Genomic DNA, 25828 nt, shown 5'->3' on the forward strand with positions numbered 1-25828 from the left:
CCTCAGGCGATCGCGGCGGCGTAGCGGTTGGCGGGGCGTGCGAGCCCCAGGGTGTCCCGCAGGGTCGTGCCCGGGTAGGTCGACCGGAAGACGCGGGCCTCCTGGAGCAGCGGCACGACGCCGTCGACCAGCGCGTCGAGGTCCGTGCGGAGCGAGGACGGACGGATCGTGAACCCGTCGGCCGCGCCGGCGTCGAACCACTCCTCGACGACCTCGGCGAGGTCACGGGCCGTGCCCACGTGCGTGAGCGAGTCGGTGTCCCACGTGATGCCCTCGAGACCTTCGAGCAGGTCGAGGCGCGCCTGGGCGCTGGCCCGGTCCTGCCCGATCACGGCGTAGAGGTCGACGAGGACGCGCAGGTCGTCGGGGTTGCGACCCGCGGCCGCGGCCTCGGCCCGCACCTGGTCGCGCAGCGCCCTGGCCGCGTCGAGCGTCGTGGCCCGCACCCGCACGACGTCGGCACGGCGACCGGCGAGGGCGAGAGCCTCCGCGGAGTCCGCGCGCACGACGACCGGGGGCTGCGCCTGGGGCGAGCGGGGCGTGATCGAGGGGCCCTTCACGGCGAAGCGGACGCCGTCGTAGTCGACGTAGTGCACCTTGTCGCGGTCGATGAACCGCCCCGACGGGACGTCGCGGATCTCGGCGTCGTCCTCCCAGCTGTCCCAGAGGCGGCTCACGACCTCGATCGCCTCCTCGGCCTCCGCGACCGCGTCCACGTCGCCCTGAGCCTCCTTGCGCCCGAACAGCGCCGCGGCCGCGTCGGTCGTCGACCAGCCCACCTGCCACGCGGCCCGGCCAGTGCTCACGTGGTCGATCGTCGCGATCGCCTTGGAGACGTGGAAGGGCTCGGTGTGGGTCGTGTCGACGGTCGCGACCAGGCCGATCCCGGTCGACCGGGGGGCGAGGCGCGACGCCACGAGCGCGGCGTCGAGCCGGCCGCGGAGCGTCGTGTTGCGCGTGGGCTGGAGCGAGAACGTGTCGTCGAACAGCGCGAAGTCGAGCACGCCGCGCTCGGCGGTCGCGACGAGCTCCTGGAGCCGGTGCGCGTCGAACAGGCGCGGCGACTGCGAGCCCACGGCCCGCCACGCCCCCGCTCGCGCCCCGGCGTCGGACAGGTCGACGCCGAGGTGCACCGAGCGGCGCGGGCGCTCGTCGAGCAGGGAGTCGAGGCCGGCCAACGCGTCGAGGTCTTCCTCGACGGACCGCGACGCGGGCTGCTCGTCGGGCTGGGCGGTCGGCTGGGACGTGGGGGCGAAGAGCGGGGTCAGGTTCGAGTCAGGCATGGGTCGTTCCACTCCGGGAGGTCGGGTGCGGGGTCGCTCGGCCGCTGCCGCAGGGGTCGGCGGACGGCCACGACGGGTCGCGAGAACACGGTGGGGTGCAGCGGGTGGACCGCCGGGCGCGGCGACGTGGCACCGTGGCCGGCCGTGGATCGGCATGCCGCGGCGACCCGGTCAGGGGCGAGGCGGTTCAGGGGCGAGCCGGGGCGGCTCGGGAGGCGTCAGGAGGAGCGCAGGCTCAACAACAGACGCGGCCCGGGACGACGGGGCGCCCGGGGGAACAACACATTCGACGTGCGAGGGCCGACGGAGCCGTCACGAGGACGGGCGCGGTGCTGGTGTCCACGGGCCCTCCTCTGCTCGTCGTGCTGCGGTGTGCGGCCGACGGGGCGTCTGCCGATGGCCCGGAATGTATGCCTGGGCACCGGGCGTGTCAACGACTTGGACGAACCGTCCGCATTCTGGACCGAATTAGTAGAGATTGCACCAGGAACCGGTCCGAAACGGACACCACCTTCGTCGAGTGCGGAGCAGCTGTCGTCGTCGCCGGTGATCCGCAGCCGCAGCTCCGCACTCAGCGGAAGAAGAGTCAGCGCGGCGTCATCCGGATTCCGCCGTCGAGGCGGATCACCTCGCCGTTGAGCATGGGGTTCTCGACGATCGCGCGCACCAGGCGCGCGAACTCCTCGGGGCGACCGAGCCGGCGCGGGTGCGGCACCTGGGCCGCGAGCGACTCCTGCGCCTCGGGCGGCAGCGATGCCATCATGGGCGTGCTGAAGATGCCGGGCGCGATCGCCATGACCCGGATGCGCCTGTCGGCGAGGTCGCGGGCGAGCGGGAGCGTCATCGCGGCGACCCCGCCCTTCGACGCCGCGTAGGCGGCCTGGCCCACCTGACCGTCGAACGCCGCGACCGACGCGGTGTTCACGATCACGCCGCGCTCCTCGGGCTCGTCGTGCGCCTCCCCACCCGCGTCGCCGCCGGTGACACCCAGGTCGACCATGCGCTCGGCCGCGAGCCGCGCGACGTTGAACGACCCGACCAGGTTCACGGTCACGACCTTCTGGAAGGACGCGAGGTCGTGCACGCCGCCCTTGCCGAGGACGCGTCGCGCGAGCACGATCCCCGCGCAGCTCACGGCGACGTGCAGGCCGCCCAGGTCGGCGGCGGCGTCGAGCGCGCGGGACACGTCGTCCTCGCGCGTGACGTCGGTGGGCACGAACCGGACCGCGTCGCCCAGGGCGTCTGCGAGCGCCTCGCCGGGCGAGCCCGCCAGGTCCGCGACCACGACGCGCGCCCCCGCGCCGACCAGCTCCTCGACGGTCGCCCGCCCCAGGCCCGACGCCCCTCCGGTCACCAGCGCGACCTTGCCCGCGATCTCCACGTCCCACTCCTTCGTCGACGGTCCGGGCAGCGTAGCCCGGAGTCGAGGAGGTCCGCAGGGCCGGGCGCCGCCGTCGGGCTGGCCGAGCGTGCCGGGCTGGGTGGCGCGAGGATGAGGCATGCTGCTCGCCGAGGTCGCCGCCACGTCCGACGCCGTCGCCGCCACCCGCTCGCGCCTCGCCAAGCGTGCGGCCCTGGCCGACCTGCTGCGCCGTGCCACGTCGGGCGGGGATGCGGACGACCCCGGGGACGACGTCGAGATCGTCGTGTCCTACCTCGCGGGCGAGCTGCGGCAGCGCCGCACGGGTCTCGGCTGGGCGTCGCTGCGGTCGCTGCCCCCGCCCGCGGCGACCCCGACGCTCACGGTCGCGGCGGTCGACGCGACGTTCGAGGAGATGGCGGCGCTCGCGGGGCCGGGCTCGGACACCGCCCGGTCCGCCGCGGCGGCGGCGCTGTTCGCGGCGGCGACCGAGCGCGAGCAGTCGTTGCTGCGCGGGCTCGTCGCGGGTGACCTGCGGCAGGGTGCGCTCGACGCCCTGGTCGTGGACGCTGTCGCCGAAGCTGCGGGCGTCCCGGTCGACGCGGTGCGGCGTGCGGTCATGCTGCGCGGGGCGACAGGTCCGGTCGCGCGGGCCGCGCTCGCAGCCTCCGGCCCGACGGCGGCGCTCGCCACCCTCGACGGCTTCGGCCTCGAGGTGGGTCGCCCCGTGCGGCCCATGCTCGCGCAGTCGGCCCCCGACGTGGCGGGGGCGTTCGAGAAGCTCGGTGTCCCGCCCGCGGCGGACGACCCGGGACACCGGGTGTCGGTCGACGTGAAGCTCGACGGCATCCGCATCCAGGTCCACCGCGACGGCCACGAGGTGCGGGTGTTCACGCGCTCGCTCGACGACATCACCCCGCGGGTCCCCGAGATCGTCGCGGATGCGCGCTCCCTGGCCTCGGAGCGGTTCGTGATGGACGGTGAGGCCCTCGTCGTCGGGCCGGACGGGGTGGCCCGGCCGTTCCAGGAGACGGCCGCGCGCTCGGCCACGCGGGACGCCCCCGGTGCGGGCGGCGGAGCAGGTGGCGGGGCAGACGCAGGGGCGGGCGAGGCCGCGCTCGCCGGGGCGCTCGCGCTCCGCCCGTACTTCTTCGACGTGCTGCACGCCGACGGCCACGACCTGATCGACGCCCCGCTGCACGAGCGGCTCGACGTGCTCGACCGGGTCGCGGGGTCGTTCACGGTCCGTCGCCTGAGGACCTCCTCCCCCGGCGCCGCGGAGGAGTTCTTCGCCGAGGCCGTGCGCGAGGGTCAGGAAGGCGTGGTCGTGAAGTCGCTCGACGCGCCCTACGCGGCCGGGCGACGCGGCGCCGGGTGGGTCAAGGTCAAGCCCCGGCACACGCTCGACCTCGTGGTGCTCGCGGTCGAGTGGGGGTCGGGCCGCCGGACGGGGCTGCTGTCCAACATCCACCTGGGCGCGCGCGACCCCCAGGGCGGGTTCGTGATGCTGGGCAAGACGTTCAAGGGCATGACCGACGAGATGCTGCGCTGGCAGACCGAACGCTTCCTCGCGCTCGAGACCTCTCGGTCCGACCACGTCGTGCACGTGCGCCCCGAGCAGGTCGTCGAGATCGCGTTCGACGGGCTCCAGCGGTCCACGCGCTACCCCGGCGGGCTCGCGCTGCGGTTCGCGCGCGTGCTGCGCTACCGCGACGACAAGACCGCCGACGAGGCGGACACGATCGAGGCGGTCAGGGCGCTCGCGTGAGCGCCGCGACCCGCGACCTGCGCGCCGACCGACCGAGAGGACCCCAGCCATGACCGACGACCGCACCGCCGTCCCGCCCAGCGACCTCACGCCGCGCATCGGCAAGGTCGCGACGCGCGAGCTCGCCCACCACGGGTACACGCGCTACGAGGACCTCACGCGCGCGACCACCAAGGAGCTGCTCGCGATCCACGGCGTCGGGCCGAAGGCGATCCGCATCCTGGGCGAGGAGCTCGCCGAGCGGGGGTCGGGGTTCCGGGAGGCGTGACGCGGGGCTCCCGGCACGAGCCCGTCACGTACCTCGCGCCGGCCACGCAGGACCTCGCCTCAGGACCGGATGCTCTCCCGAGGTCCTGCGAGCTCGCCGAGCGCAGCGGCCTGCGCCCCGGTGAACGGCAGGTCGAACGTCAGGAGCGCGTGCGCGGCGCGGCGGACCAGCAGCGCGACCCGCTCCGACTGGTCGGTGATCGCGCACTCCTCGTCGCTCAGGGCGATGTCGAGCTCGGTCGCGGACCTGTCGATCCCGACGTTCAGGACGCCCTCGCGGACGTCGTCCTCCTCGCCGTCCTCGACCTCGCCGTCCCACTCGGCCTGCGACAGCACGACGACCGCGACCAGCCCCAGCACGTCGGGGCGTTCGAGGGGGCTCCCGAGGGCCGCGTAGAGCTGCTTGCTCGCCTCGATCCCGGCGCCGGTCCACCCGTCGCGGGCCTCGACCGGCGCTCCCTGCTCCGCCGCGATCGACGAGGCGTCGACGTCGACCCACCCGTACTCGGGATCGAGGTGGAACATCTGGGCGGCGGGATCCCCCGCGACGCTCGGCCAGGCCTTCTCGCGCCGCGTGCCGAGGCTCACGAGGACGTCCTTCCAGATCATGCGGTTCAGCGGGTCCCTCCACCTCTCGACGTCCCAGCGGTCGGCGAGGTAGCCCTCCGGGTCAGGGGTCTCGTACGGCGCGACGGCGGGCGACGAGTCGTAGGACCGCAGGTACGACGGGTCGGCCACGACGCGCGCGACTGCCTCCGGACCGGCGACGACGACCGCGTCGACCGTCCGCAGAAAGCGGCGACGCGCGAACGGCCGGCCCGGGCCGGTGAACGGGATCTCGCCCGCGAAGCGCGCGGCGGCCTCGGTGTCGAGCAGGTCGTACGCCCGCTCGAGCTGCTCCTTGGCCTTCGCGAGCACCTTGGGGTCCATCGTCGCCGCGGCCTGGAGCCAGGCCTGCGTGCTCGACGGCGTCACGCGCCCGCCGTACGGGGCGAGCACCGTCCACAGCTCGTCCCACGTGGACGGGTCGGACTTCTTGCGGAACAGCGAGCCGAACAGCGCCATCAGGGCATCCTCACGTAGGCCGGGGTCCGCGACAGCGTAGCCGGGCCACCCGGGGTGAGCGGCGCCGTCGGGCCGTGGAGGGCTCGTCCGCCCACCGGCGCGCCACGGCCGTACCGTCAGCTCGCCACGGCCGTACCGTCAGGCCGTGATGACGTCGATGACCTCGGTGTCGTCGTGCCGGCGGGCCAGCGCCGTCACGACGGGCGGCTTGGGCACGGGCGGCTGCGCCTTGACGCCGGTGCTCTTGCTGCGGCGCGGGCGCGTCGGCACCGGCACGCCCAAGGACTTGAAGACCTTGCGCAGCTCGGCCTCGGTCCAGCCCGCGGCGAGCGCGTCGGAGAAAGCCGCGGCGTACTCCTGCTCGGCCTCCTCGAGCTGCGCCTTGGCCGCTGCGACCTGCTCGGCCCGCTCGGCCAGGACGCGGCCCGAGTCCATGCGGTGCTCGAGGAGGTCGCGCAGCCGTGCCTCGTACGTGGTCGCGGTGTCGTCGTCGCTCATGCCACCAACCTAGGGCCTGACCTGCACGGTCGCCAGGATCGCGAGGTGATCGGTCCCGGGGATCGTGACGGGCCCGACGTCGTCTACCCGCATGCCCTCGTCGACCACCACGTGGTCGAGGTCCACGAGCGGCGGGTAGCGGCGGTCGGCGGGCCACGACAGGTTCACGCCGTCCCCCGCGAGACGGGTCGCGTCCGCGAAACGGTCGCCGAGCAGGTCGCGGAACGCCGCGTGGTCGTAGGACGCGTTGAAGTCGCCGAGCAGGATCTGCGGCATGGGATCGGTGTGCGCCTCGTCGCGCAGCAGCGCGAGGTCGTCCGTCCACAGGTCGACCGCGCCGGGTGTGGGCGGGTGCGGGTGCACGGCCGTGACCCGTACGGACGTCCCGTCCACCCCGACGACGGCGCTCGGCTGGTGGAACCGGCTCGCCACGCCGTCGCGTCCGTCGGTCAGCGGGGTCGCGCTCCACAGGCCGCTGCCCGCCGCACCCTCGGTCGGGTGGACCCTCGTCCACGCGTACGGCAGCGCCTCCTCGATCCCGGCCTCCACGAGAGCGGCCTCGAACTCGTCGCTCAGCTCGACCACGCTCAGCAGCTCGACCTTCTCCTCACGCACCGCCTCGACCACCGCCCGCGCGTCGGCGCGCCCGTAGAGGACGTTGACCGCCATGACGCGCAGCGTCCCGTCGGCCCCGGCCTCGATGCCCGGGCCCGGCACGAAGAACGGCAGGAGCCACACCGCGTGCACGACGACCATCAACCCGGCGACCGCGCTGAGCACCCAGCGCCGCCTGCTCAACGAGAGCAGCAGCACCAAGAGCGCCGCCAGGGCGACCCACGGCGTGACCGACACGAGCTGCACGAGGGGCGAGACGCCGTCGAACCCCAGAGCCCGGACCAGCGTGAGCGCACCCACCGGGACCAGGCACAGCGACAGCACGACCGTCCACACGACGGCACCCGCACGCCGCACCCTCGACGGCGGACGCTCCTCGGTCGGGGCGCGCGCGCTCACGGCGCGACCTGCACGGTGACCGCGAGCGCCCGGTGGTCCGATCCGGGGACGACGAGCGAGTCGAGGTCGTCGACCCGCATGCCCGCGTCGACCACGACGTGGTCGAGGTCGAGGAACGTCGGGACCCGCTCCCCGACGGGCCACGACAGGTTCAGGCCGCGCCCGGCCGTGCGGGTCGCGTCGTGGAAGCGGTCGCCCAGGACGGCGCGGAACGACGCGTGGTCGTACGTCGCGTTGAAGTCGCCCAGCAGCACCTGGGGCAGGGGCTCGTCGTGCGCGCGCCGGGCGAGGTCGGCCATCTCCTGGTGCCACACGCCCGTGATCTCGGGAAGCGGCGGGACGGGGTGGACGGCGGTCACGCGCACGGGCGACCCGTCCACGTCGACGGTGGCTGCGGGCATGGCGAACGTGCTCCACTCGCTCGTGTCGGGGTCGGTCAGCGCGGTCCGGCTCCACAGGCCGGCCAGGACCACCCCGCCAAGGACCCACAGCACCAGCCCGACGGCGCGCCCACCGGGGCGACGTCGGCTCGCCGAGGTGAGGGTGGGGTCGGGCGGGGTGGCCGGTGCGGGCGTGGAGGCGACGGTGGACCCGGCACCGCTCGTGCTGCCGCTCGTGCTGCCCGTGGTCCCGCTGGTCCCCGTGGCGTGGCTGTCCCCTGTCATGCAGCGACCCTATCGACGGGTTCGGGCCGTTCTGGGCCGGTCGGTCCCGGGCGACGGGCAGACCCCGTGCAGCGCAAGGAAGGATCCTGTGAACGGTGCCGTGACCGTCCTGGGGCAGCGCGCCTGTCTCCGAGACGCTGCCCTGTAGGCCTCGTCGCGCCTCACCACGCGAGATGCGGCCAACTGGGGTCCGGAACCCGCCCGGACCCCAGTTGGCCGCATCTCACGAACGCCGACGGGGCGGGGTGCGGAGACCAGGTCTCGCGCACCCCGCCCCGTCGGCGACTCAGCGACGAATTAGCCGAAGATGCCCGGCAGCGTCGCGCGGAACACCTGGTCGGCCTCGCTCAGCGGGATCGTGAAGATGCCCTCGACCTCGAGCGACTCGCCGGTCTCGGTGACCTCGGCGGGCTCGGTGCCGGTCTCGCCGATCCTGAGGACGGGCACGCCGCGCGCGACGCACGCGTCGACCAGCTTGGTCTCCTCACCGCGCGGCACGGCGACGAGCGCGCGGGCCGTGGACTCGGAGAACAGGGCCTCGAACGGGGTCACGCCGTCGCGGGCGGCGAGGCCGTCGATCGAGACCTTGGCGCCCGTGCCGAAGCGGAGCGACGCCTCGAGGAGGCCCTGGACCAGGCCGCCCTCGGAGAGGTCGTGCGCGGCGGAGACCAGGTCGTCCCGGCTCGCGTTGACGAGCACCTCGGCCAGGGCACGCTCGGCGGCGAGGTCGACCTGCGGGGGCACGCCGCCGAGGTGCTGGTGGACGACGTCGGCCCAGGCGGAGCCGTCGAGCTCGGGGCGGGTCGTGCCGAGGAGGTAGATCGCCTCCCCGGTCTCGCGCCAGCCGGACCCGGTGGCGTGCGCGACGTCGTCGAGCACGCCGAGGACGCCGACGACGGGCGTCGGGTGGATCGAGGAATCGATCTGCCCCGGCTCCCCCGTGCCGTTGTAGAGCGAGACGTTGCCGCCCGTGACCGGGACGCCGAGGGTCTGGCACGCGTCGGCCAGGCCTTCGATGGCCTCGACGAGCTGCCACATGGAGTCGGGGTCCTCGGGGGAGCCGAAGTTGAGGCAGTCGGTGATGGCGAGCGGGCGTGCGCCGGTCGTGGCGACGTTGCGGTACGCCTCGGCGAGCGCGAGCTGGGCACCCGTGCGCGGGTCGAGCTTGGCGTAACGGCCGTTCGCGTCGGTCGCGAGCGCGACCCCGAGCCCGGTGGTCTCGTCGACGCGGATGACGCCGCCGTCGTCGGGCTGAGCGAGGGCCGTGTTGCCCTGGACGAAGCGGTCGTACTGGTTGGTGACCCACTCCTTCGACGCGAGGTTGGGCGAGCCGAGCAGGCGCAGCGCGGTCGCGCGGAGCTCGTCGGCCGTCTCGGGACGTGCGAATCGCGCGGCGCCCTCCCCCGTCGAGATGCTGTCGGCGTTGAGGCCGTCCATCCACGTGGGGCGCGCATAGGGGCGGTGGTAGGTGGGGCCCTCGTGGGCGACCGACTTGGGGTCGACGTCCACGATGCGCTCGCCCTGGTGGTCGATCGTGAGGCGGCCGGTGCCGGTGACCTCACCGATGACCGAGGTCTCGACGTCCCACTTGCCCGTGATGGCGAGGAACTCGTCGAGCTTGTCGGGCGCGACGACCGCCATCATGCGCTCCTGCGACTCCGACATGAGGATCTCGCCCGCGTTGAGCGACGGGTCGCGCAGCAGGACCGAGTCGAGCTCGACGTGCATGCCGCCGTCACCGTTCGAGGCGAGCTCGGAGGTGGCGCACGAGATGCCGGCCGCGCCCAGGTCCTGGATGCCCTCGACGACGCGAGCCGCGTAGAGCTCGAGGCAGCACTCGATGAGGACCTTCTCCATGAACGGGTCGCCCACCTGGACCGAGGGGCGCTTGGCGGGCACGCCGTCCTCGAACGTCTCGGACGCGAGGATCGAGGCGCCACCGATGCCGTCGCCGCCCGTGCGCGCACCGAACAGGACGACCTTGTTGCCCACGCCCGAGGCGTTGGCGAGGTGGATGTCCTCGTGGCGCAGCACGCCGATGCACAGCGCGTTCACGAGCGGGTTGCCCTGGTACGAGGAGTCGAACACGAGCTCGCCGCCGATGTTCGGCAGGCCCAGCGAGTTGCCGTAGCCGCCGACGCCCGAGACGACACCGTGCACGACGCGCGCCGTGTCCGGGTGGTCGACCGCGCCGAAGCGCAGCTGGTCCATGACGGCCACGGGACGCGCACCCATCGAGATGATGTCGCGCACGATCCCGCCGACACCGGTCGCCGCACCCTGGTAGGGCTCGACGAAGCTCGGGTGGTTGTGGGACTCGACCTTGAACGTCACGGCCCAGCCGTCGCCGATGTCGACGACGCCCGCGTTCTCACCGATGCCGACGAGGAGGTGCTTCTTCATCTCGTCGGTCGTCTTCTTGCCGAACGTGCTCAGGTGCACCTTGGACGACTTGTACGAGCAGTGCTCCGACCACATGACGGAGTACATCGCGAGCTCGGCGGCCGTGGGGCGTCGCCCGAGGATGTCGCGGATGCGCTGGTACTCGTCCGGCTTGAGGCCGAGCTCCGCGAAGGGCTGCGCCTCGTCGGGGGTGGCGGCTGCGCGCTCGACCGTGTCGAGGTGCGGCCGGTGCTCGGAGGTCGCTGCGGCGGGCGTCGGGGCGTTGCTGGGGGCGGTCATCGAATCCCTCGGGGTGGCGTGCCAGCCGGCGCGTTTCGACGAGCGAGTCATCGAGGAGGCGACCGGCACGGGGCTGCACAGGTGCGGCCAGTTTACCGGCGGTCGGGAGCGGTGGGGTCGGGCGTCCACGAACGCGTGCGACGGGCGCTTCCCGGGCAGGTGGGTGGCCGGGTGCGGCCGCCTCGGCAGGCGGAGATAGCCTCGCACGGTGACCTCCCTCGTACGTCTCCCCCGCCCGCGCGCCACCCTGGTGGTGGGCACGGTCGTGGCGGTCCTGCTGACGGGCTGCTCCCTGCCCGACGGCGTCGCACCCGTCCGGCCCACGTCCGCGGCTTCCGAGGGGGCTGCGTCGGGAGAGCCCTCGCCGTCCCCGGCGACTGAGCGGCCCACGGTGACGAAGGTCCTCTCGGCCGACGGGATCGAGCTCGTGCTGACGGTGCCGCTCGGGACGGCTGACGAGGCTGACGGGGGCGGCCCCGGCGGCGGGGCCGACGGGGGCGATGGGGCTGACGGCGCCGGAGGCGAGCCCGTCACGGTCACCCCGGACGAGGACGGGTCGAGCCGTGTCGCGTTCGTCCTGCCCGCCGACGGGGCGACGACGGGCCCCTCGTCAGGGAGCACCCCGACCGGCGACACCGACGCCGTGAGCAGCGCGGTGCCCGCGACGCTCGACCTCGTCTCCCCTGCGGACGGCTCCCTGGTACGCAACAGCGACGCCAGCATCACCGTCCTCGACGCCGCGGGCACCCCGCTCGGTGGGCTGTCGGCGCCGGAGGCGACGGAGACGTCCGGGTCGGCGGGCCGTGCAGGGGTCGTGGTCGTGGCGCCGACCCGCGCGGAGGTGCACGCGAAGGCCTGGGGGGCGACGCCGTCGGGCAGCGGGGGCGACCAGGGCACGGACGGTTCCGAGACCGGGGGCGCAGCGGGTCCGGGAGGCTGGACCGTGACCACCTGGCTGGGGGCGCAGGGCGTGCGCAGCGCGACCTGGGGCGAGCGGGAGGGCGGACGCTCGCTCGCGGTGGACCCGACGCCGTGGGCGCGGCAGTCGGGCATCGTGGGCGAGGCGACGGCCTGGGCGCAGCTCGTCGCGAGCGAGCCCGAGGCCGCGTCCAGGACGATGCGCGACCAGTTCGACTGCCACGCCCTGGGTGCGACCGACAAGAAGACGTGGAACCTGGAGCCGTGGCGCCCGGACGTCGGGTTCCTCGCGATGGCCGCAGCCCGCTGCAACCCGACGCCCTAGCCGGGGCCCTCCTCGGTGCCGAGCATGCGGTGGGCGTCGAGAATCGGCGGAATCCGGACGCCAACCGCATGCTCGACCGACGCCAACCGCATGGTCGGCCCCTCGCCGGGCACCCGCTCAGTCGAGCCCCAGCATCTCCCTGACCGGTCCGACGCCGTGCAGCGTCACGTCGGGGCGCAGCACCTCCGGGCGCGCGTCCCAGTCCTCGCGGTCGAGGCGGTACCGGACGTCGCCCGCGGGCTTGCCCTCGCGGGCGAGCGTCGCCGTGCCGTTGGGCCGGTACCCGATCTTGCGCGTGACGCCGTTCGAGGGGCCGTTGTCCTCCCAGGCCGACGTCGTGGCCGTCCGGGCGTCGAACCCCGTGAAGAGGAGCTCGAGGATCATGAGGCGGGCCAGCGTGCCGACGCCCGCACCCTGGTGCCGGCGCCCCAGCCACGAGCCCGACTCCGCCGTGCGGGTCACGGGGAAGTCGGTCGCGGTGAGGGCCTGCACGCCCAGCACCTCGCCGTCGCGGACCACGGCCAGCTCGATCGCCCACGACGCGGGCGCGATCCGCGACGCCGCGCCCCACTGGTAGGCCAGGATGCTGCGGCCGACCTCGACCGCGGTTCCGCGCGACCACGGGAACACGAAGGGCATGAACCCCTCGTCGTGGATCCCCTCGCCGCCGACGACCGCGAGCCGGTACAGGAGGTCCTCGTCCAGGTGACGCAGCTCGAGATCTCCGGAGACGACGCGCAGCCCCGACGGGGGCCAGAGCTCGGCGCGCGTGGGCCGCGCGGGGCCGGGGGCGGGGGCGGGGCCGGGTTCTGCCGGTGAGGGGGCGTCGGGGCTGGTGTCGGGGGCAGGGACGGCTGCGGGGTCGGGTGCCATCGGAGCATCCTGGCCGGGTGCCCCGGGTGCGTCAACAGGTTTGCCCCGTCCCGCTCGCGACGGGTTGGGCCGGACGCACGACGGGACCCGCCGGCCCGAGCTGACGGCTGGTGGTCGTCAGGTCGAGCGGGCGGGTCCCGGGTTCCCTCGGCGGCGGTACCGCTCCGCCGTCGGTCCGAGGTCGTTCGTGCGGCAGTGTCGTGCGGTCGAGCACGGGGTTGGGGTCGTCGTGGGTCGGATGACGACCTCAACCCCGTGCTCGGCACCGTGACGACGGGCGTCAGCGCCTCGCGATCCTCGACCCGCCGCGTGCCGCCGCCTTCGCCGCGGCCTTCTCGCGGGCCTTGATCGACTTCTCGCTCACGGGCTCGTCGCCGCTCGCGCGCAGCTGCCGGTAGTACTCGCGGGCCTCGTCCTGGCGGACCTGCTCGGCGCCCGACGCGATCTTGGCGCGCAGGTGCTCGGGGCCGTAGCCCCAGGCGTCGACGAGGTCCTGGGCGTGCGGCCGCAGTCGCGCGACGAGGCGGTCGACGTACCCGCTGACGGTGCGCGCACGCTGCGCGGACAGACGCCCGTTGACGAGGTACCACGCGAGGTTGCGCTCGATGGTCGTGAGCCCGAACAGGTCGCGCACCCACGTGAGGACCTGGCGCGTGCCCGCGTCCTCGATCGTGTCGAGCGCCTGCGTGAACGCCTCCCAGTGCAGCAGGTCGGCGTGCGCCTTCGCCATCTCGATGAGCTCGTGCTGGTGCTCGTTGAAGAGCTCGGCGGCCTTCTCAGGGGTGGCCTTCTGGGCCGGGCGCAGGGCTGCGGCGACGTCGGCGACCATGGTCTCGACGCGGTCGGTCAGCAGGTCGCGCTGGTTGCCGACGTCCTTGAGGTGCCCGACGGCGCGGCGCGGGTCGCCCACGTCCGCGAGGGTCTGCGCGGCGCGCTTGAGGGGCGTGCGGTGCAGCGCGGCGTCGGCGGCCTGCTCGACGACGAACCGGGCCATCTGCCCGGGGGTGATGTCCTTGAACTCCTTGCCGTAGTCGGCCAGGAGCCGCTTGGCGACGAGCTGGAGCAGGACCGTGTTGTCGCCCTCGAACGTGACGTACACGTCCATGTCGGCACGCAGGCTCGTGAGCCGGTTCTCGGTGAGGAACCCGGCGCCGCCGCAGGCCTCGCGGGCCTCCTGGAGCGTGTCGAGCGCGAACCAGGTGCTGAGCGGCTTGAGCGAGGCCGCCATGGTCTCGAGGTCCTCGCGCGAGGAGGGGGTGTCGTTCTCGCCCGAGAACACGGTGTCGAACAGGTCGAGCAGGCGGTCGTGCGCGAAGTGCATCGCGTACGTCTGCGCGATGCGCGGGATCAGTCGGCGCTGGTGCGTGCCGTAGTCGAGGATCACGACCTCGTCGACGGCCGAGGCGCCGTTGAACTGGCGGCGCTGGTTGCCGTAGGTCACGGCGGTCGCGAGGCCCAGCTTCGACGCGGTGATCGCGGCGCCGTCGAGCGAGACGCGGCCCTGGACGAGCGAGCCGAGCATCGTGAAGAAGCGGCGCCCGGGGCTGTCGATCGGCGAGGTGTAGGTGCCGTCCTCGGCGACCTGACCGTAGCGGGCCAGGAGGTTCTCGCGCGGGACGCGCACGTGCGTGAAGTGCAGGCGACCGTTGTCGATGCCGTTGAGCCCGCCCTTGAGCCCGTCGTCCTCCCCGCCGACGCCGGGCAAGAACGCACCGGCCCCTCCGTCAGCAGTGGTCTCGCGGATGGGCGCGTAGAACGCGTGGACGCCGTGGTTGACGCCGTTCGTCACGAGCTGCGCGAAGACGACCGCCGCGGTCCCGTTGACGGCCGCGTTGCCGAGGTAGTCCTTCCACGCCCCGCGGAACGGGGTGTGGACGACGAACTCCTGCGTCGCGACGTCGTAGGTCGCGGTGGTCGCGATCGAGGCGACGTCCGAGCCGTGGCCCGTCTCGGTCATGGCGAACGCGCCCGGCACGGAGGCGTCCATCGCGGCCGGGAGCAGGCGGTCCTGCTGCTCGGGCGTGCCGAGGTGCAGGATCGCCGCGGCGAACAGGCCCCACTGGACGCCCGCCTTGATCTGGAGCGAGGGGTCGGCGGCGACGAGCTCCTCGAACCCGGCGAGGTTGCCGCCCGCGTCGTCCTGCCCGCCGAGCCGTGTGGGGAACCCGCGGTGCACCTGCCCGATCTCGACGAGCTGCTTGACCTGGTCCATGACGCGCTCGCGGTGCTCGGTGAGCGAGAGCCCCTCGACGCGCTGGAAGCGCTCCTCGCCGGCGGTCGCGCGCGCCTTGGCGCGCAGGTCCGCCCAGCGGCCCAGGAGCTGGTGGGAGAGGTCGGCCACGTCGATGCGGACCTCGCCCGCGGGCATCGGGGGTGTGACGCCTGCGGCGGGGATCGAGGTGGAGGTGGCTGCGCCGTCGCCGCGGGTGTCGCGGGCGGTGGTGCGGTCTGAGGTGGTGGTCATCGGGACTCCTGTGTGCCGGTGGTTGCCATGAGGGAGGTTCAGAGGTCGTCGGTCGAGGGGGTGGCGTCCGCGGCGGGCGTCGAGCCGCGCCCGCGGGCCATGACCCCGACGGGTCCGCCCCACAGCCAGGCGGCGACGCGCTCGGTGAGCTCGTCGCGGTCGGGGGCGTCGGGGCCGTCGTGGTTCCCGAGCCACCACTCGCCGGCGCCGCGCACGAACCCGACGGCTCCTGCGGCCCACGCGGCGGCGTCGGCGGGGCTCACGTCGGTCGCCCGGGTGAAGGGCTGGGCGACCAGCTGGGTCACGGAGTCGAGGAACGCCGCGAGGGGCGCGGAGGCGGTGCGGGCCGTGCCGTCGGTGCCCGCGATCGCGCCCGTGCGGGTCACGAAGTAGTAGACGTTGGGTGAGCTCGCGATCATCTCGAGGTACACGCCGACCATGGCGCGCAGCGCGCGGCGCGGGGTCTCGGCGGACTCCGCGGCCTGGGTCAGGGCGTCGTGCATCTGCCCGACGACCGAGGCGCCGATCGCGATCTGCAGCCCCGTCTTGTCCTCGAAGTAGCGGTAGATGATCGACTTGGACGTGCCCGAGGCCGCCGCGATCTCGTCCATGGAGACCCCGGGGCCACCCTTGTGGACGGCCTTGCGGGCCGCGTGCACGAGCTCGGCGCGACGGATGGCGCGGTGGTCGTCCCAGCGGGTCGAGCGGCCGTCGGTCACGGGGGCAGGGGGCGGGGTGCGTCCGGGGTCGCGAGAGAGCACGGCAGTGCGGGGTCTCCCGGCTCGTCCGTTCGTGTCGCCGTTGATCACGCAGTCCTCCAGTGGTGCCCGACGTCGGTGTCGTCCCTGGTCGTCCGTCCGGCGGTCCGCGAGTGGCCGGCCGGGCGGCGCCCTCTCGAGGCGGGGACCGCCGGGGCGCAGGGAGCGAGGGGTGTGACCCACCTCACGGTACCGAGAGTATCAGGTACTGTGGGTCTTGGACACCGCGTGGATCGCGCCCGCGGTCCCCACCCTCAGCAACGACGCGAGAGAGAGCAGGCGAAGTGGCCACCCCGAAGACACCCCAGACCACCACCCCCGGAACCGACGAGCGGCCGGAAGCGCAGCCCGTCGAGCAGCCCGGGCGCACGCCCGCCCCTCGCGACGCCTACGTCCTGGGCGGCAACCGCATCCCGTTCGCCCGCGCGGGCGGCAAGTACACGGGAGCCGGCAACCAGGACATGTTCACGGCGGCCCTCGAAGGGCTCGTGGCCCGCTACGGCCTCCAGGGCGAGCGCCTGGGCGAGGTCGTCGGCGGTGCCGTCCTCAAGCACTCGCGCGACTTCAACCTGGTCCGCGAGTCCGTCCTCGGGTCGTCGCTCTCGCCCCAGACCCCCGCGTTCGACCTCCAGCAGGCGTGCGCGACGGGCCTCGAGGCCGTCGTGACCGTGTCCAACAAGATCCGCCTCGGGCAGATCGAGTCGGGCGTCGCGGGCGGCTCCGACACCGTGTCCGACGCCCCGATCGCGGTGAGCGAGGGGCTGCGCAAGGCGCTGCTCAAGGCCAGCCACGCCAAGACGCTCGGGGCACGCCTCAAGGCGTTCGCCGCCGTGCGCCCGGGCGACCTGGCACCGTCGACGCCCAGCACGGGAGAACCTCGCACGGGGCTGTCGATGGGTGAGCACCAGGCGATCACCACCGCCGCCTGGGGCATCACGCGCGAGGCGCAGGACGAGGTCGCCCTGAACAGCCACCTGAACCTCGCCGCCGCGTGGAAGGACGGGTTCTTCGACGACCTCGTGACCCCGTTCCGCGGCCTCACGCAGGACCAGAACATGCGCGCCGACTCGTCCGCCGAGAAGCTCGCGTCGCTCAAGCCGGTCTTCGGCAAGCACCTCACGCCGAGCGCGCCCACGCACGGGGCCGCGGCGCGCGGCACCTCGGGCGGAGCCGCGGAGCACGCCCTGCCGACGGGGCCCACGATGACCGCCGGCAACTCGACGCCCCTGACCGACGGCGCGTCCGTCGTCCTGCTCGGCTCCCGCGAGTGGGCCGCAGAGCACGACCTGCCCCTCCTCGCCCGCGTGGTCGACGCCGAGTCCGCCGCGGTCGACTTCGTCCACGGTCACGAGGGGTTGCTCATGGCGCCGGCGCACGCAGTTCCCCGCCTGCTGGCCCGCAACGGTCTGGCGCTCGAGGACTTCGACTTCTACGAGATCCACGAGGCCTTCGCCTCGACCGTCCTGACGACCCTGGCCGCGTGGGAGGACGACGACTACTGCCGGACCGAGCTCGGCCTCGACGGCGCGTTCGGGTCGATCGACCGGACGCGCCTCAACGTCCACGGCTCGTCGCTCGCTGCAGGGCACCCGTTCGCCGCGACCGGCGGGCGCATCGTCGCGACGGCCGCGAAGCTCGTGGCCGACAAGGCCCGCGAGACGGGCCGCCCGGCCCGCGTGCTCATCTCGATCTGCGCTGCGGGCGGCCTGGGCCTCGCCGCGATCCTCGAGAGCGCGAGCCCGGCCACCACGACCGCACAGAGCACCGAGAGCTGAGGGAGCCCACCATGACCGACAAGTACCTGTCCGCCGTGAACTCCGGCTTCACCAAGACGCTCGCCAAGAAGCTCGGCCTGCCCCGCCCTGCCGTGCTGCGCCGCTACCGTCCCGGCGACCCGCTGGTGCCCGGCCCGGTGCTCGTGATCGGCGAGCCCGGCTCGGCCAAGGACACGAACGCCGTCGCGCAGGCCCTGCTCGGGTGGGACCTCGACGTCCGGCAGAACGCGGGCGACGGGGAGACCCGGTGGGGGGCGGTCGTCGTGGTCCTGACGGGCGCCACCAGCCCGGCGGACTTCTCCGCCCCCGTGCTCGAGCTCGGCGCGAACCTGCGCCGCCTCGCGCCGGGCGGCCGCGTCGTGACCGTCTCGCGTGCACCGGCCGACGACGACACACCCCTCCTCGCGGCGACCCGCCAGGGCGTCGACGGGTTCCTGCGCTCGCTCGCCAAGGAGCTCCGTGCGGGCGCGACGGCCAACGGCATCCAGCTCACGGACGGCGCCGCACCGGACTCGACGTCGGCCCTGGCCACGCTGCGGTTCTTCCTGTCGGGGAGCTCGGCGTTCGTCGACGGGCAGCTCCTGCACGTGGGCCCCGCCGCGACCGAGGCCACGACCGACTGGGACCGACCCCTCGCAGGGCGCGTCGCGGTCGTGACGGGTGCGGCCCGCGGGATCGGCGCGGCCATCGCCCGCACGCTCGCCCGCGACGGCGCCACGGTCGTCGTGGTCGACGTCCCCGCCGCGGGCGAGTCCCTCGCGAAGGTCGCCAACGAGATCAAGGGCACGGCCCTGCAGCTCGACGTGACGGCCGAGGACGCGGGAGCCCGCATCCTCGAGCACGCCCGGACACGCCACGGCGGCCTGCACATCCTGGTCCACAACGCCGGGATCCTGCGCGACAAGCTGCTCGCCAACATGTCCCCCGACAAGTGGGACGCCGTGATCGCGGTCAACCTGCTCTCCCAGCTGCGGATCAACGAGTACCTGCTGGGTGCGAACGGATTCTCGGAGGCCCCGCACATCGTCTCGCTCGCCTCGACGAGCGGCATCGCGGGCAACCGTGGGCAGACGAACTACGGCGCCTCCAAGGCCGGGGTCATCGGGCACACGCGGGCGACCGCCCGCCTCCTGGCCCCGCTCGGCGGCTCGGCCAACGCGGTCGCGCCCGGGTTCATCGAGACCGACATGACGGCCTCGATCCCGCTCGTCCAGCGTGAGATGGCCCGTCGCGTGTCCTCGCTCCAGCAGGGCGGGCAGCCGATCGACGTCGCCGAGGCGATCTCGTTCCTCGCCTCCCCCGCCGCGGCGGGCGTCAACGGCCAGGTGCTGCGCGTGTGCGGCCAGAGCCTGGTGGGCGCGTGACGGCCGCCGCGCAGGAGACCCCCGAGCACCGCAACCCGCGTCTCGTCACGCTGCCCTCGCTGCCGGGGCTCGGCGGCCTCTACGCGAAGGGCGTGGCGTCGTCGGGCCGGATCGCCGTGACGCGCTCCCCCGTGGGACGCGTCCTGCCCGGGCCGCGCGACGTCGTCCTGCCGGACGTCGTCTACCGCGTCGCCGACGTCCCGACCGCGGGCGTGACCGAGCACCTGACCGCGTACCAGCGGCTGATCGGCGAGCGCGTCGACGACACCCTGCCCGCGGGGTACCTGCACGTGCTCGCGTTCCCGCTCGCGACCGCGCTCATGGTCCGCGGCGACTTCCCGCTGCCGCTGCTGGGCCTGGTGCACGTGTCGAACGCGGTCTCGGTGCACCGGCCCGTGCGGGTCGGCCACGTGCTCGAGGTGCGCGCGACCGCCGAGAACCTGCGCGCTCACCGGCGCGGGGTCCAGGTGGACCTCGTGACCGAGGTGAGCACGGACGGCGAGCTCGCGTACCGGGGCGCCTCGACGTACCTGGCCAAGGGGTTCCGGCTGCCGTCGTCGGAGGGGTCGACCGCCCCGCGGACCGACGACGGGCCCCGCGAGGACTTCGTGCCGCCGCTGCCGACGGCGCGCTGGGAGCTCGGCGGCGGGATCGGTCGCGCGTACGGCGCGATCTCCGGCGACCGCAACCCGATCCACACCTCGGTCCTGGGCGCCAAGGCGTTCGGCTTCCCGCGGACCATCGCGCACGGCATGTACACGGCCGCCCGAGCGCTGGCCGAGGTCGGCGCCGCACGCGGCGACGCGTACGACTGGACGGTCGAGTTCGAGAAGCCGGTCCTGATCCCCGGCACGGTCCAGGTGGCGATCACCCGCGAGCCCGACGCCGGAGCGCACCCGGGTCGGGACGCGGGGTTCACGTACGTGGGCTGGAACGGGAAGAGCGGCAGGCGCCACTTCAGCGGGACGGTCACGCCGCGCTGAGCGCTCGTGCGGGAGCCGCAGCGGCTGCCGAGAAGTGAGCAGATGCCCCTGATCGGGTCAGATCAGGGGCATCTGCTCGCTACTCGGCAGGACGGTCACCCCGCGGTGCGCCGGATGCTGCGCCGCCACCGGCGTTCGAACACCACGTCCTGGCCGTCGCGCGCCACGACCTCGTCGTCGGTGTGGAAGTGCTCGGCGTCGCACGTGATCTCCGAGCGCGTCACGATGCTCGCGTCCCACGCGAGGTCGGCCGGCGTGGCACCAGGCCGACGCAGCCGCACGCTCCAGTCCGAGCGCGTACGCGCGCTCAGCGGGTCACGCCCGATCCAGTACCGCTCGAGCGCGTCCTCGGTGAACTCCAGACCGTCGGGGTAGATGCGGGTCCCGCCGTAGCGCGGGTCGACCTCCAGGAGCCACTCGTCGGGTGCGACGTCGCGCACGACGCGCCGCTCGGGTCGCTGGTCCGCGGTCTCCGGGTAGACGACGCCCAGCGGGGGCGCCTGCTCGGGCTCCCCGAAGGTGACGACCGGGTGGCCACCAGGAGCCGCGCCGTCGTGCAGCGGGAGCTCGAGCGAGCTGCCCGCGGGCGCGACCGCGAGCGCCGCCCCGCCCGGCTGCGGCCACACCCACGGCCAGTACGCGGAGGAGACCGCGAGCCGGAGCCGGTGCCCGGGCGCGAGCGCGTACCCGGTTCCGCTGAGCTCGAACGTCACGTCGTGCGTCGCGCCGGGTTCCCAGGGCACGACGAGGTCGCGCCCCTCACGGGCCGACAGGTTGAGCACGCCACGCGTCACGAGCGTCGAGGAGCCGTCCGGCCCCACGTCGCACAGGCGCGCCACGACCTGGCCCTTGTCGCCCGCGCACGACAGGCGCAGACGGACGCGGGCCCGGCCCAGGATCTCGAGTCGCTGCGTGAGCGGGGCCGAGTCGAAGCACACGGACCGCCCGTCCTCCTCGCGCTGGTCGGGCGGCAGGTCCGCGTCGTTGCCGAACGGGAAGAAGCGTCCCGCGTCGATCCCGGTGTGCTGGGGAGAGTCCACGAGGCACGACGGCGGCACGTCCGCCGGGGCGGTCTGCCGGCCGCCCGCCGGGCTCGGGCGGGCGGGCAGGTGCGTGACGAGCGGCGCGGTCGTGCGCAGCACGGTGGCGGCCGCCGCGTCGTCGGTGTCGTCCGGTCCACCCGGCGCTCCGGCGAGCGGGAGGACCGTCGGCCGGACGTGCGGTGACGGCCACCGCTCCTCCCCGACCCAGCGTCCGGGCAGCTCGTCGTAGACCGTGGCGGGCGGCACCGAATCGGTGACCCACGCACGCAGCGCCGGTTCGTCGAGGGCTCCCGTGTCCTCGTCCTTGAGGAACTGGTCCCACCAGCGCAGCGTCTCCTGGAGGAAGCCGATCGACGGTCCGGGTGGCAGGCCGCGGTCGGGGTACTGGTGCGACCACGGACCGACGATGCCGCGGACCGGACCGCCCAGGGAGCGGTCTCCGTCCGCCGTCGTGTCGCCCGCGGCCACGAGCCGCAGGACCGTGTCGCGGTACGGGTCGTTCCACCCGCCGACCGCGAGCACCGCGGCCTTGATCGCCGAGTAGTCCTCGATCACGCTGCCGTGGCGCCAGTAGTCGTCGCGCGTCTGGTGGTCGAGCCAGGTGTGGACGAACGGCTGGGTGTGCTCGAGCCGGTCGAGCCACTGCTCCTTCCACCGGTCGCCCACGACGGCCGGGTCCGGGGGCCGGGAGCAGAACGCGAGCATGGTCGCGGCCCAGGCGTGCATGTCGACCGCGAGGACCGACCCGCCCGTGTAGTGGACGTCGTTGTCGTAGCGGTCGTCGGTCGAGCACACCGTGACGATCGCCCGGAGCGCCTCGGGTGCGAGGGCCGCGACCTGGAGGGCGTTGAACCCTCCCCACGAGATCCCGAACATCCCGACCCTGCCGCTGCACCACTCCTGCGCCGCGAGCCACTCGACGACCGCGACGCCGTCGGCCAGCTCGGTCGGCGAGTACTCGTCGTCCTGGTGGCCGTCGGAGTTCCCGCTGCCGCGGATGTCGACACGCACCGACCCGTACCCGTGGCCCGCGTAGTACGGGTGGCGCTGCGCGTCGCGCGGGGCGGTCCAGTCGGACAGGCGGTAGGGCAGGTACTCCAGGACCGCGGGGACGGGCGTGGGGTCGACAGGTCGCCACACGCGCGCCGCGAGGCGCGTCCCGTCGGCGAGGGGTATCCAGTGGTCCTCGACCGTCGTCTCGAACGGGAGCTCGGTCACGTACCGCATGGTGGTTCCTCCGGTGCTGGGTGGTGCGGGTGGTGCGGGTGGTCCCGGTCGTGCCGGTGGTTCCGGTCTCGCGTGTCAGTGCACGGGGTGCATGGTCCGCTTCATCCAGGGCGACAGGACCAGGACGACGACCGCGACGAGCACGGCCACGGCCCCGTTGAGCGTGAAGTAGAGGCCGTCGGGGATCTCGCCGTAGAACCGGACGGTCTGCGCCTGGATGCCGTTCGCGAGCGCGATCGACAGGAACCACACGGCCATCGACTGGCTCGAGAACGCCGCCGGGGCGAGCTTGGTCGTCGCGGACAGGCCCGTCGTCTGGAGCAGGACGTCGCCGAGGCCCAGCAGCAGGAGCGAGGCCAGGAGCCACCACACGGCGATCTTCCAGTCGCCGCTCTGCCCGGTCACCGCGGGCACGAGGATCAGGTAGGACAGCCCGCCGAGGAGCGCGCCGATCGCGATCTTCTTGGACGCGTGCGGCTGCCGCGGTCCGAGCCACGTCCACAGGGCCGCGACCACGGGCGCGACGAGCACCTCGACGCCACCGAGGAACGAGCTGAACCACGCAGCGGGGGCCTCCCACCCGAAGATCGTGCGCTCGACGTGCTGGTCGGCCAGCAGGATCAGGACGCTGTACGCCTGAAAGAGCACGAAGTTGAACGCGACCGACGCGAACCACAGCACCAGGAACGGCCGCAGCCGGCCGCGCTCCTCCCCCGTCACGCGCGGGCTGCGGAACATCACCGTGAAGTAGACGATCGGCGCGGCCATCGCGACCACGGTCAGCGCGTCGACGACACCCGCGATGCTGAGCCGCCCCACGAGCGCCAGCCCGACGGCGAGGACCACCACCCCGGCCGCGACCCCACCCAGGATCCACAGGGTCCGGCGCATCACGGCCGGCGGCAGGGGCGCCTCGGGGCCGCGTCCGTGCCCGGGGACGTGCCTGCGGCCCACGACGTACTGGACCACTCCCGCGGTCATGCCGATCGCGGCGGCCGAGAAGCCCCAGTGCCACCCGACGTCGGCGCCGAGCCACCCCGTGACCAGGGGGCCGAAGAACGCGCCCACGTTGATGCCCATGTAGTAGAGCGCGAAGCCCGCGTCGCGCCGCTCGTCGGTGGTCGAGTAGAGCTTGCCCACGAGCGTCGACACGTTGGGCTTGAGCAGGCCCGTACCCAGGCTGATGAGGACCAGCCCGAGCCACGTCGAGAGCTCGGCCGGGATCGCCATGGTGTAGTGCCCGCACGCGATGAGGATGCCGCCCCACAGGACCGCTCGGTACGACCCGAGGACACGGTCCGCGATCCACCCTCCGCCGACCGAGACCAGGTAGACCATGGTCCCGTAGCCGGCGGCGATCGAGGCTGCGGGGCCCGCGTCCATGCCGAGCCCGTCCTCCGCGACCGACGCGGTGAAGAACAGGACGAGGATCGCCTGCATCCCGAGGAAGGAGAACCGCTCCCAGACCTCGAGGCCGAACAGGGTCGAGAGCCCTCGGGGGTGCCCGAAGAAGGCTCGGTCGTCCGGGTCGACCGTGGGGCCTGCCGGTCGTGCGTCCTCGGTCGTCAACAGCCCTCCAGCGGTCGGTCAGCCCGTCGCAGGTCCGCGGAGGCATCCTTCCAACCTAAGGAGGATCGGGCGAAGAGGCCACAGGGGCGTCCCTGGCCGGCCCGTCGTCGTCATCGTCGCGCCGGCCCCGGGCGCAGCAGACGGTCCAGCAGCCCGTCGCGGACCCCCGGCCACTCGTCCGCGAGGATCGAGAAGTAGGCCGAGTCCCCGCGCGACCCGTCGGGCGCGACCCGGTGGCTGCGCAGCACGCCCTCCGGCACCGCACCGAGGCGCCGGATCGCCGCGATCGAGCGGGTGTTGCGCGCGTCGGCCCGCAGCGCCACGCGCTCGACGTCGAGCACCTCGAACGCGTGCCGCAGCACGAGGAGCTTGCACGCCGGGTTGGTCACGCCGCCCCACCACGGCCGGCCGTAGTACGTCCACCCGAGCTCGACGCGCCGCTGCGCAGGCGACCACTCGTAGAGCGACGTGCTCCCTCGGACCTCCGCGGCGCCGTCGGGCCCGGGACTCCCCTGCCCGACGACGGCCCACGCCAACCGTCCGGGCGTCGCCACCGCATCGCGCACGAGGGCGACCACGTCTGCCGCGCTGCGCGGCACGGGGGTCGACATCCCGGCCCACATCGCGTCGTCGACGAGACCCGCCAGGGCGGGCGCATGCTCCTCGGCGAGCGGCTCGAGGCGCAGCCCGAACCCTTCCAGGACGACGTCGTTCTCCATACGGGCATCCTGCCCGACCACTTGTGAAGGTCTCGTGGAACGCCCGTCACCCGAGATGCGAGTGCCCCGGTCCCCTGCCTACGGTCGTCAGGAAGCAGCCACCACCACCGAGGGAGGAACCCCATGGGACTGGGAGACAAGATCAAGCACGGTGCCGAAGAGGCCGAGGGCAAGATCAAGGAAGGTGCCGGGAAGCTCACCGGGAACGAGCGCCTCGAGGCCGAGGGGCACGCCGACCAGGCGAAGGCCAACGTGAAGCAGGCCGGCGACGACGTCAAGGACGCCTTCAAGAAGGACTGACGCCCCGACGAAGACCGCCCCGGGACCCTTGCGGGTCCCGGGGCGGTGCTGTGGACAGGGTGGACGAGAAGGTCAGAGTGCGATGACCGGGGGCAGGTCGGGGACCGCAGCGAGGTCAGGCACGGCGAGGATGCCGTGCGCATCTCCCCCGAACGACTCCTCGCCGACGGGCGGCACCACCGTGAGCACCGGCGGCCCCACGGGGACCCCGGGACCGGGCGCCCCGGCGTCGGGCTCCCCGGCGTCGGTCAGCCCGACCGGTCCGAGCACGGGCACGATGCGCGGGCTCGCGATCCGGTCGAGCAGGCCGAGCTCGACGCCCGCCCACTCGTGCGCCAGGATCGAGAAGCACACCGAGTCGGCCCGGGTCCCGTCAGGAGCCGTGCGATGACCACGCATGACGCCCTCCTCGTACGCGCCGAGGCGACGCATCGCGGCGAGCGAGCGAGCGTTGCGCGCGTCCACCCGGAATCCCACGCGGTGCACGTCCCACGACTCGAACGCATGTCGGAGCAGCAACCATTTCGAGACGGGGTTGACGAGGCTCCCCCACGTGGAACGGGCGTAGAAGGTCCGCCCGATCTCCACGCGCCTGTCGTCGAGCGACAGGTCACGGAAAGCGGTGCTCCCCACCACGAGACCCGAGCCCGCGTCGACGACGGCGAAGGCCGTCAGCGCGCGGGTGGCGCGGGTGTCCTCGATGAAGTTCACCATCCCGACCTCCCCCTCGGGGAGGGTCGTACTCATGCCTGCCCACATCGACGGATCGACGATCTGGGCCAGCGCACCGGCGTGCGCGACAGCCAGGGGTTCGAGGCGGAACCCGTGGCCTTCAAGGTGGACATCGTGCTGCACAGCGCAAATCAGAACACACGCAGGCGTCGCCGCCAAGACCACGGAGCGGTCGT

General features: G+C 73.7%; 21 protein-coding genes. 7 read left to right on the forward strand and 14 right to left on the reverse strand.

What is annotated here, in order from left to right:
- Nucleotides 1-2: 2 nt before the first annotated feature.
- Together ACFVQ3_RS04890 and ACFVQ3_RS04895 are read right to left on the reverse strand one after the other, a co-directional pair.
- Complete coding sequence (locus ACFVQ3_RS04890) at nt 3-1283, reverse strand: LLM class flavin-dependent oxidoreductase (RefSeq protein WP_387635784.1); 1281 nt, start codon at nt 1281-1283, stop codon at nt 3-5.
- 586 nt (nt 1284-1869) lie between these two features.
- Entirely contained in the window at nt 1870-2664 is a 795-nt protein-coding gene (locus ACFVQ3_RS04895; RefSeq protein ID WP_387635786.1) for an SDR family NAD(P)-dependent oxidoreductase, read from the reverse strand.
- Nucleotides 2665-2782: 118 nt separating this feature from the next.
- Here ACFVQ3_RS04895 and ACFVQ3_RS04900 point away from each other — a divergent pair, with 118 nt between their 5' ends.
- Nucleotides 2783-4411 carry an ATP-dependent DNA ligase gene (locus ACFVQ3_RS04900; RefSeq protein WP_387635788.1) on the forward strand — a complete coding sequence of 543 codons (1629 nt, stop codon included), beginning with the start codon at nt 2783-2785 and terminating at the stop codon, nt 4409-4411.
- A 49-nt stretch (nt 4412-4460) separates the two neighbouring features.
- Nucleotides 4461-4679, forward strand: a complete 219-nt coding sequence (locus tag ACFVQ3_RS04905) for a hypothetical protein (protein WP_387635790.1) — start codon at nt 4461-4463, stop codon at nt 4677-4679.
- A gap of 59 nt (nt 4680-4738) precedes the next feature.
- Here ACFVQ3_RS04905 and ACFVQ3_RS04910 read toward each other — a convergent pair whose 3' ends face one another.
- From ACFVQ3_RS04910 to purL, 5 genes are all read right to left on the reverse strand, one after another.
- Nucleotides 4739-5743: a hypothetical protein gene (locus tag ACFVQ3_RS04910; protein WP_387635792.1), complete on the reverse strand. Its 1005-nt coding sequence runs from the start codon at nt 5741-5743 to the stop codon at nt 4739-4741.
- A gap of 138 nt (nt 5744-5881) precedes the next feature.
- Entirely contained in the window at nt 5882-6241 is a 360-nt protein-coding gene (locus ACFVQ3_RS04915) for a hypothetical protein (protein ID WP_387635794.1), read from the reverse strand.
- A 9-nt stretch (nt 6242-6250) separates the two neighbouring features.
- Nucleotides 6251-7255, reverse strand: a complete 1005-nt coding sequence (locus ACFVQ3_RS04920) for an endonuclease/exonuclease/phosphatase family protein (RefSeq protein ID WP_387635796.1) — start codon at nt 7253-7255, stop codon at nt 6251-6253.
- Nucleotides 7252-7920, reverse strand: a complete 669-nt coding sequence (locus ACFVQ3_RS04925; protein ID WP_387635798.1) for an endonuclease/exonuclease/phosphatase family protein — start codon at nt 7918-7920, stop codon at nt 7252-7254. Before ACFVQ3_RS04925 ends, ACFVQ3_RS04920 begins: the two co-directional genes overlap by 4 nt.
- Before the next feature lie 297 nt (nt 7921-8217).
- Nucleotides 8218-10602, reverse strand: a complete 2385-nt coding sequence (gene purL / locus ACFVQ3_RS04930) for a phosphoribosylformylglycinamidine synthase subunit PurL (RefSeq protein WP_387635800.1) — start codon at nt 10600-10602, stop codon at nt 8218-8220.
- Between the two features lie 208 nt (nt 10603-10810).
- Here purL and ACFVQ3_RS04935 point away from each other — a divergent pair, with 208 nt between their 5' ends.
- The gene (locus tag ACFVQ3_RS04935) at nt 10811-11845 is read left to right on the forward strand and encodes a DUF2599 domain-containing protein (protein ID WP_387635803.1); all 1035 of its coding nucleotides are present in this window, start codon (nt 10811-10813) and stop codon (nt 11843-11845) included.
- Between the two features lie 117 nt (nt 11846-11962).
- On the opposite strand, the gene ACFVQ3_RS04940 is transcribed toward ACFVQ3_RS04935, so the two are convergent.
- The 3 genes from ACFVQ3_RS04940 to ACFVQ3_RS04950 all read right to left on the reverse strand — a co-directional run bounded on the left by ACFVQ3_RS04940 (nt 11963) and on the right by ACFVQ3_RS04950 (nt 15901).
- Nucleotides 11963-12718, reverse strand: coding sequence for a GNAT family N-acetyltransferase (locus tag ACFVQ3_RS04940; protein ID WP_387635807.1), 756 nt, complete (start codon nt 12716-12718; stop codon nt 11963-11965).
- A gap of 280 nt (nt 12719-12998) precedes the next feature.
- Nucleotides 12999-15182: an acyl-CoA dehydrogenase gene (locus ACFVQ3_RS04945; RefSeq protein WP_387635809.1), complete on the reverse strand. Its 2184-nt coding sequence runs from the start codon at nt 15180-15182 to the stop codon at nt 12999-13001.
- Between the two features lie 38 nt (nt 15183-15220).
- Nucleotides 15221-15901 carry a TetR/AcrR family transcriptional regulator gene (locus tag ACFVQ3_RS04950; protein WP_387635811.1) on the reverse strand — a complete coding sequence of 227 codons (681 nt, stop codon included), beginning with the start codon at nt 15899-15901 and terminating at the stop codon, nt 15221-15223.
- Nucleotides 15902-16224: 323 nt separating this feature from the next.
- On the opposite strand from ACFVQ3_RS04950, the gene ACFVQ3_RS04955 reads away from it, so the two are divergent.
- From ACFVQ3_RS04955 to ACFVQ3_RS04965, 3 genes are read left to right on the forward strand one after another with little or no spacing between them, the layout of a single operon-like run.
- Nucleotides 16225-17715, forward strand: a complete 1491-nt coding sequence (locus ACFVQ3_RS04955) for an acetyl-CoA C-acyltransferase (protein WP_387635814.1) — start codon at nt 16225-16227, stop codon at nt 17713-17715.
- 11 nt (nt 17716-17726) lie between these two features.
- Complete coding sequence (locus tag ACFVQ3_RS04960; RefSeq protein WP_387635817.1) at nt 17727-19079, forward strand: 3-oxoacyl-ACP reductase; 1353 nt, start codon at nt 17727-17729, stop codon at nt 19077-19079.
- Complete coding sequence (locus ACFVQ3_RS04965; RefSeq protein ID WP_387635820.1) at nt 19076-20062, forward strand: MaoC/PaaZ C-terminal domain-containing protein; 987 nt, start codon at nt 19076-19078, stop codon at nt 20060-20062. Before ACFVQ3_RS04960 ends, ACFVQ3_RS04965 begins: the two co-directional genes overlap by 4 nt.
- A gap of 95 nt (nt 20063-20157) precedes the next feature.
- Here ACFVQ3_RS04965 and ACFVQ3_RS04970 read toward each other — a convergent pair whose 3' ends face one another.
- The 3 genes from ACFVQ3_RS04970 to ACFVQ3_RS04980 form a co-directional block, all read right to left on the reverse strand.
- Complete coding sequence (locus tag ACFVQ3_RS04970; RefSeq protein WP_387635822.1) at nt 20158-22332, reverse strand: CocE/NonD family hydrolase; 2175 nt, start codon at nt 22330-22332, stop codon at nt 20158-20160.
- 75 nt (nt 22333-22407) lie between these two features.
- Nucleotides 22408-23901, reverse strand: coding sequence for a peptide MFS transporter (locus ACFVQ3_RS04975; RefSeq protein WP_387635825.1), 1494 nt, complete (start codon nt 23899-23901; stop codon nt 22408-22410).
- A 110-nt stretch (nt 23902-24011) separates the two neighbouring features.
- Nucleotides 24012-24620, reverse strand: coding sequence for a GNAT family N-acetyltransferase (locus ACFVQ3_RS04980; protein WP_387635828.1), 609 nt, complete (start codon nt 24618-24620; stop codon nt 24012-24014).
- A gap of 123 nt (nt 24621-24743) precedes the next feature.
- Here ACFVQ3_RS04980 and ACFVQ3_RS04985 point away from each other — a divergent pair, with 123 nt between their 5' ends.
- Nucleotides 24744-24920 (forward strand): CsbD family protein, encoded by a 177-nt coding sequence (locus ACFVQ3_RS04985; protein WP_387635831.1) that lies wholly within the window; start codon nt 24744-24746, stop codon nt 24918-24920.
- Between the two features lie 72 nt (nt 24921-24992).
- Here the strand turns inward: ACFVQ3_RS04985 and ACFVQ3_RS04990 are convergent, their stop codons facing one another.
- Complete coding sequence (locus ACFVQ3_RS04990) at nt 24993-25817, reverse strand: GNAT family N-acetyltransferase (RefSeq protein WP_387635833.1); 825 nt, start codon at nt 25815-25817, stop codon at nt 24993-24995.
- Nucleotides 25818-25828: the final 11 nt, after the last annotated feature.

Source organism: Oerskovia sp. NPDC057915, assembly GCF_042887685.1.
GTDB lineage: Bacteria > Actinomycetota > Actinomycetes > Actinomycetales > Cellulomonadaceae > Oerskovia.